Below are 12147 nucleotides of genomic sequence, written 5' to 3'. Positions count from 1 at the left end.
TACACCCGGGCTACAAAATATCGAACTGTAGTTTTAACTCAATGAGCCACCACGAGCCAATATGCGAATAGCTTCTTTGGCATCAGGCTGTCCTAAATTTGCTGCAGCATTAATCCAAAACCACGCTTTCTTTCGATCTTCAACTACACCTTTGCCATAATAATACATATAGCCCACGGCATATTGAGCATCAGGCTGGCCTTTTTCAGCTATTGGTTTTAGGCGAATAAACGCCTTACGGTAATTTTCGAGTCTAAAGCTATCAATCCCTTCACGCAAATTGTTTGCACGGGTAACAACACAGGCAGAAAGAGTAGAAATAAAAATTACAACGATTAATACATTAAATATGCGTCTCATAAAATTTTTATTCCCCTTTCAAAGGCTTAGCCACTGGTTCAAAGATTAATTCATTTTTGGGTAAACTTAAACTCTCTAATGCGCCATTGCGTTCAACCAAAATCCCGGAAGTCATAATACGCTTGATCACGGCACCCCCAGGGATGGTATCGCCTAATTTATAAGTTCTTTCCTCCCCAGTTGCAGAACGAATGATTACTTGGGAATTATTGATCTTATGAGCACGTAAAATTCCTACTAAAGTAACATTCAGCATGGATTTTTTAATACTGGATAAATTATTAGAAACATACACCCCAAATAAAGAGGAATGTAAAATTGCATCGAAGGAATTCTGCTTGGGTATCACTGGCATCTCTTTTGTAGCTTCAGGTGCTGCGTGTATCTTTATAGGAGAAAAGATCAAAGTAGCGTATTCAGTAATAATCAGTATGGAAAACAGTGAAATAAAAGCAATAATAATCCATTGTGCGTATTTTGCTGAAAATAAAGCATGAAGATCAAATTTCATTATCAAAACGCCCCTGAAGTATCAAACTTCGCTGCATCCGCATTGCCATTAAGCCGCCCCCTGGCTACCCACAAAGTAGAACTTGCCTATAAATAGAACCCCCACTAGAATATCCTACATAAACCACTATGAAAAGATCACTCGTACACAAGTGGAAGAAAGATATCAACACAAAAATGTATCTATTCACAAGCGAAAAGTCAGATTTAACCTCCACCAAGATGGCTTTCAGTGAACATAGTGAACGATTGCATAAAAATTTACCGCCCTTAAGGATATCCAATGAAGAAGAATCACTTTGAAACTCGAGCCATTCATGCAGGTCAAAAACCATGCCCAAGTACCGGCGCAGTTATGACCCCTATTTATGCAACGTCAACTTACAAACAAATTGCTCCAGGCGAACATCTTGGATATGAATACTCACGCACACATAACCCTACTCGCGATGCTTATGAAGGGTGTATTGCCAGTTTGGAATCAGGTCAACGTGGTTTTGCTTTTGCTTCTGGAATGGCCGCGATTAATACAGTTGTTGATTTATTAGATGCAGGAGATCATGTAGTCGCCATGGATGATCTTTATGGAGGCACATTTCGTTTATTTGACAAAGTTAAAACCCGCACGTCAGAATTATCTTTTTCTTTTGTAGATATGTCTAATACTGACCATATTGAAGCAGCAATTACTCCTAAAACACGTATGCTCTGGGTAGAAACACCTTCTAATCCTATGTTAAAACTAGCCAATTTACGTGAAATAGCTAAGATAGCAAAACGCCATAATCTTATAGCCGTTGCAGACAATACATTTGCGACGCCTTGGATTCAAAGACCTATCGAGTTGGGATTCGACATCGTACTTCATTCTGCAACCAAATATCTTAATGGCCATTCAGATGTAGTCAGCGGCGTTGTGGTTGTTGGTGACAATCCTAATCTAGCTGACAAAATTGCTTTTCTGCAAAATTCTTGTGGTGGTGTTGCAGGTCCTTTTGACAGTTTCCTAGTTTTAAGAAGTTTGAAAACCCTGTCGTTGCGCATGGAGCGACATTGTGAGAATGCAAATCACCTGGCAAATTGGCTAAGTAAGCAACCTAAAGTAAAGAAAGTAATCTATCCAGGCCTTGCAAGCCACCCTCAACATGATTTGGCCAAAGAACAAATGCATGGTTTTGGTGGTATGATTTCCATGGTACTTGATGGCGGTATTGATGCAGCCAAACGCTTCCTTGCTCGCTGCGAGCTATTTACCTTAGCCGAAAGCCTAGGTGGAGTAGAAAGCTTAATTGAGCATCCAGCGATTATGACACATGCTTCTGTGCCACCAGAAAAACGTAAAATTTTAGGGATAGAAGATGGGTTTATTCGTCTTTCAGTAGGTATAGAGCACGTGGATGATTTACAAGCGGATCTGGAATATGCACTTGCATATTAATTATTGTAGCCTGGGTGCAGCGCTGCGGAGCCCAGGTTTAACTGTTTTAGAACTCCCCGGGTTTCGCTGCGCTGCACCCAGGCTACAAAATGATACGGGAAAAACAGATGCATACATTACAATCTACAATTGAACAAGCTTTTGAAGAACGTCAAACGCTCTCCATTGAAACAGCTTCTCCTGAGCTCATCACTGCAGTGAATGAGGTTCTTTCTTGCCTTGATAGCGGCCAATACCGTGTTGCAGAAAAAATAAATGAGCAATGGGTAGTTCATCAATGGATAAAAAAGGCAGTTCTTTTGTCTTTTAGACTTTATCCTAACCAAGTTATTGATTCAGGTTTTTGTCAGTTTTATGACAAGGTTCCTCTCAAATACAATAACTATACAGAAGAACAATTTAAGCAAACGGGTGTACGGGTAGTGCCACATGCCATGGTTCGCAAAGGGGCATACATTGCCAACAACTGCGTTTTAATGCCATCTTATGTCAACATAGGCGCCTATATTGATGAAGGAGTCATGGTTGATACTTGGGCAACTGTCGGCTCTTGTGCGCAAATTGGTAAAAACGTGCACCTTTCAGGTGGAGTAGGTATTGGAGGTGTTCTGGAGCCATTACAAGCTAATCCCACAATAATCGAAGACAATTGCTTTATTGGCGCTCGTTCGGAAGTAGTTGAAGGAGTGATTGTGGAACGCAATTCGGTCTTATCCATGGGTGTATATTTAGGGCAAAGCACCAAAATATACAATCGCCTAACTGGCGAAATTACCTACGGTCGAATTCCCGCTGGTTCTGTAGTCGTTGCTGGAAGTTTACCCAGTGAAGATAAAAGCTACAGTTTGTATTGTGCTGTCATTGTAAAACAGGTGGACGAAAAGACTAGAGCAAAAGTGAGTATTAATGAATTATTGAGAGCAGGATAAAATGACTGAATCAGTAACACCACATTCTGAATTACAAGAAATATTAAACAAACTGGTTCGCTTTCCATCTATTACCCCTGAAGATGCAGGTTGTCAGGAGTTTATGATCCAATTTTTGGAGCGTATAGGATTTAGTTGCCAACGCATGAATAAGGAGCCCGTTTCTAACTTCTTCGCATCTTATGGAGAATCAGGCCCGCTTCTGGTCTTTGCTGGCCATACCGATGTAGTTCCTGTCGGTGATGCAACAAAATGGTTATCCGATCCGTTTATCATGGAACATAAAAACGGAATGCTTTTTGGGCGTGGTGTTGCTGATATGAAAGGAAGCCTTGCATGTATGCTGCTTATGGCACAACGATTTGTTAAAACCTATCCCAAGTTTCAGGGAAGATTGGGATTCCTTATTACCAGTGGCGAGGAAGGTAATGATTATGATATGGGCACACCTTATGTCATGCAGCTTTTAAAAAATCAAGGGATTCACATTGATTATTGTATTGTAGGTGAACCTTCAAGTACACATCGAGTTGGCGATGTGCTTAAAATTGGCCGACGCGGTTCCTTGAGTGCGAAAATTACCTTACATGGGAAACAAGGTCATGTTGCCTATCCTCACTTGGCAGATAATCCAATACACAAAATTAGTCCCGTATTAGCCGAGCTAAGTACAACGCTTTGGGATCAGGGAAACCATCATTTTCCGCCAACATCCATGCAAATTACCCATCTTCAATCTGGAGGCCAAGCGCTCAATATAATTCCTGGGGATCTGGTTTTACACTTAAATTTTAGATATTCGACAGAGCAAACACATAGTGTGCTAAAAGAAAAAATGACCACTATTTTTCAAAATCACGATCTGAATCCTATCATGGAATGGCGTCTCAGTGGCGAACCTTTCCTGACAGCCCAAGGTGCCTTACTGGAGAGCTGTAAAGAAGCAATCATCGAGCTCACAAAAAATTCTCCTGAGCTTTCTACAAGTGGTGGGACATCTGATGGTCGTTTCATAGCCCCCTATGGTGTTGAAGTTGTAGAACTTGGACCGGTTAATGCCACCATTCATCAAGTGAATGAATGCGTTTCTTTAAGTGATTTACATCAATTAGAAACTTTATATTTTTCAATTTGCGAGAAATTGTTAATTAATTAATACCTTAGTCTATACTTTGAGAAAGGCAGTTGATTTTATTCTAGTTTTGCTGTTTTCGTAGCCTGGGCACAGCGAAACCCAGGTTTTGTTGCTATCTCCTGGGTTTCGCTGCGCTGCACCCAGGCTACAAGATACTTAAGGAGAGATGAACATGAAAGGTTGCAAATTAAGCCCTGTGGCTCTAGGTCTTGCATTTGGAGTACTCTGGGGTGTGTCTATCTTGGTGATAGGATTACTCGCATACTTTTATACATATGGGCATGGTTTTGTAATCGCTGTAGGTTCTTTATATCCAGGATATACTCCTTCAATTAAAGGAAGTATTTTGGGAGGTATTATAGGGTTTATTGATGCCTTCATCATGGGTTTTATTATTGCCTGGCTGTATAACCTATTTTGTTGCTGTAAATGTATATGCTGTGACAAAAAAAAGGATGAAGAAGTTAAATAACATTTAATTGCGTAGCCTGGGTTCACCCAGGCTACATGGATAACATGAATTGTTTTTAATTTACAACATGCCAAGTACCATCTGGCTGGCGACATGCGCTACCACGTAATGTCTGTGGACGTCCATCGATGATTGCCTTAGTTAAGTACTCACGACAAGGTAAACGCTCACGATAATAAGTACGAGTAGGTTGTACAGTATAACTATTTCCAGTGTCTGGATTTGACCAATGTACGGATCTGCCAGTGGGTGCAGTTTCTAAGGCACGTTGCATTTCCATTCTATCTACCTTATCCATATATTTACCAATTTGACCACCTAAATAAGCACCTGCAATAGCACCACCTGCTGTTGCAGCCAATCTAGCTGCTGGGCCACCACCAAATTGGCTTCCAATTAATCCACCAATAACCCCACCTGAGAGCGTACCTACATCTTGATGATTCATTGGCGCACAACCAACCAATAATAAAGACAACGACAATGATGTAACTGCTATTTTTTTCATAACATCTCACCCAATTAAAAGGTTATAAATCGGTTTCGATTCTAACATCACGTTCAGTTATTATCCATACCCCGTTCATCCCCATCGTAGCGATAGATACTAAGGCATGGTTACTTAATCGTGGCGTACTCGCTCGGAAATCTGACATAATAACTCATAGCCCGAGGTCCCTGCTGCTTGTGCGATTCGCTCAACTAAAACATGCGTACCCCAAAGCTCAACGGGTGCTCCAGGCTTAACCTCTGGATGATTGGTTAAATCCACAGCCAGCATATCCATTGAGACACGTCCTACAATAGGAACCTCTTTACCCTGAACCCAAACCGGTGTATTTTCAGCAATATGCCGTGGATAACCATCACCATAACCTGCAGCAACAATACCAATGATTGACGGTTTTTCACTTTTCCAAATACCACTATACCCAACTTGAGCCAATGGTGGGTTATAATGAACTGCACTAATTGCAGAAACAAAACGCATTACAGGAAGCAAGCCCAAATCAAATGCAGTCTGATTGGCAAAAGGAGATACACCATAAAGCATAATCCCAGGTCTGACCACATCAGCATGAGTTTGGGGAAAAGCAATAATAGCGGCTGAATTAGCAATACTGCGTTGACTAAATCCTGCAACAGAAATACTATCAAACAAAGCCATTTGTTGAACATTTTCTATGCGATCTGGCTCATCGGCACATGCTAGATGTGTCATCAAACCAATATCATTGTCCACCCACGGGCAGGTTTTCAATGCATCCATCACCCCTGGCAGTTCATGGGTTTTAAAACCCAAACGATGCATACCCGTATTCGCTTTAACCCATAGTTTAAGAGGCGTATCAAGCGGAGTATTTAAAAGCCACTGAACTTGATGAGGTTGATGGATGACACAACCAAATTGATGCTGTGCAACCACCTTAAATTCATCAGGACTAAATACACCCTGAAAAAGAATACAATGAGTGCGAATCCCTATTTTACGAAGAACTAGCGCTTCTTCAATACAAGCCACACCAAAAGCGTCTACATGTCCTTCCAATATTGGTGCTACGACATGCACACCACAGCCATAGGCATTTGCCTTGACCATAGCAATTATTTTTTTGCCAGGAGCAAAACGTCTTATTTGTGCTAAATTATGGTGTAAAGCATTTGGCTCTATCACCAATCTGGTAGGTCTGGACACCTTAGTCTACCCCTTGATAACCATTATAAGCTAAATCTTCAAAACGCGTGTATTTACCTATGAAGGCAACACGCACTTTACCAATAGGGCCATTTCTTTGCTTGGCAACTATAATTTCTGCCGTACCTTTGTCGGGACTATCTTCGTTATAAACTTCATCCCTATAAATAAAACAAATTAAGTCGGCGTCTTGCTCAATCGCTCCCGATTCACGTAAGTCAGACATGACTGGTCGTTTATCTGCCCGTTGCTCCAAACTCCGGTTCAACTGAGATAAGGCAATAACGGGTACTTGCAACTCTTTCGCAAGCGACTTAAGACTGCGTGAAATTTCAGATATCTCTGCCGTTCTATTATCCGCAGAAAATCCAGGTACTTTCATTAACTGCAAATAATCCACCACGATGAGACCCAAGTTAGTACCCTGATCTTTTGCCAATCTTCGCGCACGTGCACGCATTTCACCTGGGCTTAAAGCTGGAGTATCATCTATAAATAAAGGCGCTTCGGAAAGCATATGTACTGCAGAGGTAACACGAGGCCAATCATCATCATCCAGTTTACCAGTTCTAATCTTATGCTGATCAATACGCCCTAAAGAAGACATCATCCTCATTGCCAAAGAATCTGCCGGCATTTCCATAGAAAAAACAAGAACGGGTTTTCCAGACTTAATTGCGCCATGCTCTGCCATGTTCATCACTAAGGTGGTTTTACCCATGGAAGGACGGCCTGCAACAATAATCAGATCGGAAGGCTGCAACCCGGAAGTCATTTCATCCAAGTCGGATAAGCCTGTAGCAAGCCCAGTAAGTGCATCGCCATTATGATAGAGCGCATCAATTTTTTCGACTGCACGCACCAAAATTGATTTTATATTTTCAGGACCACCATCCCCACCAGTTTGTTCACCTATAGCAAAAACTTTGGTTTCGGCCATATCAAGTAGCTCTGGAACTTGTCTGCCTCCGGGGTTATATGCTGAATCCGCAATTTCGGTAGCTACATGAATCAGTTGTCTCTGAACTGATTTTTCACGAACGATATCAGCATAAGCCGACACGTTAGCAACACTAGGAGTATTATTAGCCAGTTCAAATAAATAGGCCTCACCACCCGCATCATCTAATTCATTATGCGACTTTAATGCATCAAGCAAAGTCACTACATCAAAAGGCTGATCTTTTTTTACCAAATTAGCAATAGAGCGGAATAGAATTCGATGCTCGGTGCGGTAAAAATCTGCTTCACATAATTTATTACTGACTTTGTCCCAAACCTGATTGTCCAACATTAATCCGCCGATAATGGACTGCTCCGCCTCCACTGAATGAGGTGGGCGTTTTAATGGATCAACCGTCTTTTTGGGGTTTTGCAGATCATACATAGTAATAGCACAGTGACAATTTGGAACTGGATATTGTAATGTGCTTTTGAAAAGATGTCATTAGATTGACAATTTGGAACAGGAAATTGTGTGATATTTAAACAACATCATCCCGAACAAAGCAGTTCGGGATGTATTGATGAATTATTGTTTTTGCCAAACTTGAGTACGACCTAATAAAGAAATCCCCACATATCCTCTGACTAAGAGTTTATTTCCTTGGACTGTGACTTTTGCGCGATAGATTTTACCTGACTTAGGATCTAAAATAGAGCCACCGCTCCATTCATTCTCACCTTCACTCTTTAATCCCCACATAAATTGCAATCCTTGGATTTTTTTACCTTTAAAACCCCCAGGGCATTTCTCACAAATCCCGGTATCACCAGGTTGTGGATAGACCTTATCAATGACCGCACTTAGTTGTCCGCCAGATTCACTAATGGTGACAACTGCTCTCTTTTTACCTGTTTTATCATCAATTGTGACCCATCTACCTACCGGTGCTTGAGATGCGGCTAGTGCTGTAGGTAAATAGCAAACAGCAATAAAAAAACCACAAGCGAGCTTCCATAAGTTCATAATTTTCTCCATGTTTACAATCATTTAATAGCTTATGCCATGATTGATAACTATGCCAGTTTTAATGCAATAAATTTTAAAAAATGAATTATCTAGTGTTGTAGCCTGAAACCCGGGAACTTTGCCAATACACTCCCTGGTTCCGCCGCCCTATACTCAAGCTACGATATTGTCAATGGCATAAAAAATTGTTCTATATCTTCTTCACTTAAAGTCAGTGCCTTAGCGGGATCTGCCGATAAAACCCCTTCAACTAATTGTCTCTTTTTATCTTGCATTCCTAAAATGGCTTCCTCTACCGTACCTGAGGTAATGAGCTTATAGACAAAAACAGGGTTTTCCTGACCTATTCGATGACTTCGATCAGTTGCTTGATCTTCAACAGCTGGATTCCACCAAGGATCATAATGAATTACAGTGTCAGCACGTGTTAAGTTAAGTCCAGTACCACCCGCTTTCAAGCTAATGAGAAAAACAGGGGTGTTTCCTTCCTGAAATTTTTCTACCATGGCTTGTCGATGCACTGTTTGGCCTGTTAACTTTAAATAATCATAGTTTCGCGCACGCAATTCTTCTTCAATTAATTGCAGCATAGAAGTAAATTGTGAGAAAACCAATACTCTCCTACCTTCACCCACTAAATTGTCCAATAAATCCATTAACGCTTCGAGCTTTGCCGAGGTCCCATGTGCAATTGATGCTTCAGACAAAGACAAAAGTCTGGGATCACAACACACTTGGCGTAATTTCAGCAGTGCATCCAGAAGAAGAATATGACTTTTACCCAATCCTTGTTTTGCAATAGCATCACGAACTTTTTTCTCCATACTCATGCGAATCGCTTCGTACAAGTCACGTTGTGGACCAATAATTTCTATAGTCCGAGTCATTTCCGTTTTGGGTGGTAATTCACGAACTACCTGATTTTTTGTTCTTCTTAATATAAAAGGCTGAATCCTTTTTATGAGTACTTCCCTTCTGTTCAAATCTGCGTATTTTTCAATGGGGGTTCTGAACCATAGTCTAAATTGTTTTGCATCACCTAATAATCCTGGCATCAAAAAATGAAATAGAGACCATAACTCCCCTAAGTGATTTTCCAAAGGTGTGCCTGTCAAGCATAAACGATGAGTTGCATGCAATTGTTGAATAATTTGTGTGGTTTTGGTGCGCGCGTTTTTAATAAACTGTGCTTCATCTAAAATCAAATAATAGAAAGGATAGGTAATAAATTTGTCTTTATCGCGATGAATCAATCCATAAGTAGACACCACAATGTCATAGTCATCAAAATTATCCTGATGACGTTCAGAACCATGATAAATTAAGACTTTCAATTGAGGGGTAAAGCGCTTTGCTTCTGCCTGCCAATTCCCCACAAGACTGGTCGGCGCAACAATTAAGCTTGCAGTTTTAATACGCCCTTGTTCCTTTTCATACTGTAAATGAGCTAAAGTCTGCACCGTTTTACCTAGCCCCATATCATCAGCGAGAATACCGCTAAAATGGCTCACTCTCAAAAATTGCAGCCAATTCAACCCATAACGTTGATAATCCCTTAGCTGAGCATGTAAACCTAGTGGCAGCTCTATTTCAGGAATAAGGGTTAATTGTGAAAGTGTTCTTATTTGTTCTCTTAAAGTTTCAGCCCCTTGCCAACGGGTTTTGGTAGCTGCAATAGCCAATTCCGCTTCACGCATCAAAATCACTTGATATTTGTTCATTTGCACCTGTTGATTTTCGTCAACATGGCGTATGCCAAACTGTAGCAGCAATCGAACTAATGGCTTAATTCGCCCCATTTCTAACTGCAGTGCACGCCCATCATGCAAGGGTAACTTAACTAATTGTGTATCGGGAAGAGCATCTAAGTCATTACCATGATAACGTTGAATTAAATCTGCTACCAAAGGAACGACACTGACAGGTTTACCTTCAACTAAAATCCCCAATTGATAGGAGAAAAAGTCTGTTGTACTTTCAGATAGATTCGAATACCACTCTACTTCATCGGCGCTAATCACTTCTTGATATAAAGAGCTGATACGCTCAACCCGCCAACCTCGACTTTCTAACTCAGGTATTAATTGACTATAAAGATATTCTAAATCCGCCAAGACATTAATATTTTGCAGAACGAAATCAGCTCGCTTTACTTTTTCCCATTGTTCATTTTCCCAAGCCCTTGGTACTCTTAGCTCCAGGATTTCCTGCACTTCATCCCATTTTGATTTCTCAAAATCCTTATGACGCATGTATTCAACTAAAACCCCATCCTGTTGGCAAACAACGGTTTCACACGCCTCAGAACCCGCAATCATTAAACCCTCATAATCAAAAACAATGCGCGCAATAAATAACACATGTAGTTCTTCTTCAGCGTCATACAGCCAAGAAGCATCTTCATCAAATTCGCTAATCGCATCGAGAACGATCACAGGGACTGGCATCACATTGCGAATTTCTCGTTGTGCAAAAACTTGCGGCACAGGAAATTCAGGGCATGTTTTAGCCATTTTATTTGCTAATAACTCGGCTTGTTCCATGGGTATTGGAGGCGCCTCCAAGAGATAGCCCAGCTGTTTTATTGGATATGCAGTAATTAAATGCCCCATTTTGCTTTCTAAATGATTAAAATACCAACTATCATCCAATAGCAAAGGTTCAAGAACCTCACTTTGATGCATTAATAATAAATTTTGACTGCCGTTCAGAGATAGCTTCCATTCACAAGTTCCTTGGATGGGCTCACCTAAGTGGATTGGCTCGTGCTGATTCTGTATAAAAAAAGCCCTGCCAGTTGCAATGATTCGTTCTAATAATTCGCTATTCCGTATGACTAAAGTATCAAACCAGCCAGAAACACCACATTTAAACAACAGCAAGGCGACCAAATCATTATCATCACCCACAAAATGCTGTTTTTTAGAATCGGAAAGACTATTAAAAGTGATCATTTTTCCATAACCACCCCGTTTTAATAACTTGGCTAAAGCCAACTTAATCGCGACTCGATGCTCATGTCCAGCAAGCCTTAACTCTACGAGATAGACTAAATGGTGGGTGCTTTCCGGAGCCTTTACTACCGCTGCTTCTTGCGCTCGTAAATTTTTCAACCAGCTATCGAGTCTTTTATCTAATTTATTGACAAATACAGACGGTAGGTTTTCCTTTTCTCGATCACGTAAAGCGAACAAGCACGCAGCCGCATGCTTGCAATTATATTGATAATTACAAGTGCAGTGCGCCAGTTTTTTTGGCCAAACCTTCAAATCCATATGTACATCATAAATCTGACTTGAGCTGCCTTTTACTCGACCTTTTAGTAAACCATCACTAAAACGAATATTGAGCACATGTCCATTCTGAAAATATTCTTGGCCACGCAATAATATTTTGGCCTCAAAGACCTCTGGCATTTTTGAGAGTGCTTCATTTAACATAAATGTGCTTTTTATCGGACAAAGGGTTTATTTTAGACAATTTTTAAATTAATTAACAATTTTATCTTTAAATTAAGGATTTATTTTTTGTATTAGGGTCTGTTGACAATTCTCTAGATTAAGACAAAATGATGAGATTTTAGCGCATCGAAGCAATGCATACATGAAACGCGCTAAAATCTCATCATCTTAGCT

Annotated in this window: 11 protein-coding genes; 4 read left to right on the top strand and 7 right to left on the bottom strand. The window is 40.5% G+C overall.

The genetic code is table 11. From position 1 onward, the window contains the following. Nucleotides 1-33: 33 nt before the first annotated feature. Complete coding sequence (locus BGO44_RS05625; RefSeq protein WP_058509594.1) at nucleotides 34-360, bottom strand: tetratricopeptide repeat protein; 327 nt, start codon at nucleotides 358-360, stop codon at nucleotides 34-36. Nucleotides 361-367: 7 nt separating this feature from the next. Next, nucleotides 368-871, bottom strand: coding sequence for a type II secretion system protein N (locus tag BGO44_RS05620; RefSeq protein WP_058509593.1), 504 nt, complete (start codon nucleotides 869-871; stop codon nucleotides 368-370). Between the two features lie 282 nt (nucleotides 872-1153). Between BGO44_RS05620 and BGO44_RS05615 the strand changes: the two genes are divergently transcribed. The 4 genes from BGO44_RS05615 (at nucleotide 1154) to BGO44_RS05600 (ending at nucleotide 4844) form a co-directional block, all read left to right on the top strand. Further along, complete coding sequence (locus BGO44_RS05615; protein WP_273198621.1) at nucleotides 1154-2308, top strand: trans-sulfuration enzyme family protein; 1155 nt, start codon at nucleotides 1154-1156, stop codon at nucleotides 2306-2308. A gap of 107 nt (nucleotides 2309-2415) precedes the next feature. Continuing rightward, nucleotides 2416-3237, top strand: a complete 822-nt coding sequence (gene dapD / locus BGO44_RS05610) for a 2,3,4,5-tetrahydropyridine-2,6-dicarboxylate N-succinyltransferase (protein WP_058509591.1) — start codon at nucleotides 2416-2418, stop codon at nucleotides 3235-3237. Between the two features lies 1 nt (nucleotide 3238). Continuing rightward, nucleotides 3239-4393 (top strand): succinyl-diaminopimelate desuccinylase, encoded by a 1155-nt coding sequence (dapE, locus tag BGO44_RS05605; RefSeq protein WP_058509590.1) that lies wholly within the window; start codon nucleotides 3239-3241, stop codon nucleotides 4391-4393. A gap of 151 nt (nucleotides 4394-4544) precedes the next feature. Further along, nucleotides 4545-4844: a bacteriophage holin gene (locus BGO44_RS05600; protein WP_058509589.1), complete on the top strand. Its 300-nt coding sequence runs from the start codon at nucleotides 4545-4547 to the stop codon at nucleotides 4842-4844. 55 nt (nucleotides 4845-4899) lie between these two features. Here the strand turns inward: BGO44_RS05600 and BGO44_RS05595 are convergent, their stop codons facing one another. The 5 genes from BGO44_RS05595 to BGO44_RS05575 form a co-directional block, all read right to left on the bottom strand. Further along, complete coding sequence (locus BGO44_RS05595; RefSeq protein WP_058509588.1) at nucleotides 4900-5352, bottom strand: RT0821/Lpp0805 family surface protein; 453 nt, start codon at nucleotides 5350-5352, stop codon at nucleotides 4900-4902. A 114-nt stretch (nucleotides 5353-5466) separates the two neighbouring features. Beyond that, on the bottom strand, nucleotides 5467-6540 hold the full coding sequence (alr, locus tag BGO44_RS05590; RefSeq protein ID WP_058509587.1) for an alanine racemase: 1074 nt from the start codon (nucleotides 6538-6540) through the stop codon (nucleotides 5467-5469). A 1-nt stretch (nucleotide 6541) separates the two neighbouring features. Continuing rightward, entirely contained in the window at nucleotides 6542-7927 is a 1386-nt protein-coding gene (gene dnaB / locus BGO44_RS05585; RefSeq protein ID WP_273198622.1) for a replicative DNA helicase, read from the bottom strand. A gap of 144 nt (nucleotides 7928-8071) precedes the next feature. After that, complete coding sequence (locus tag BGO44_RS05580; RefSeq protein WP_058509585.1) at nucleotides 8072-8509, bottom strand: DUF2147 domain-containing protein; 438 nt, start codon at nucleotides 8507-8509, stop codon at nucleotides 8072-8074. Nucleotides 8510-8670: 161 nt separating this feature from the next. Further along, the gene (locus tag BGO44_RS05575; RefSeq protein WP_058509584.1) at nucleotides 8671-11952 is read right to left on the bottom strand and encodes a DEAD/DEAH box helicase; all 3282 of its coding nucleotides are present in this window, start codon (nucleotides 11950-11952) and stop codon (nucleotides 8671-8673) included. Between the last annotated feature and the right edge of the window lie 195 nt (nucleotides 11953-12147).

Source organism: Legionella sp. 39-23, from assembly GCF_001897665.1.
Classification (GTDB): Bacteria; Pseudomonadota; Gammaproteobacteria; order Legionellales; family Legionellaceae; genus Legionella; species Legionella steelei.
Note: the sequence above shows the minus strand (reverse complement) of the source record. Positions and strands in the feature narration are given on the sequence as shown.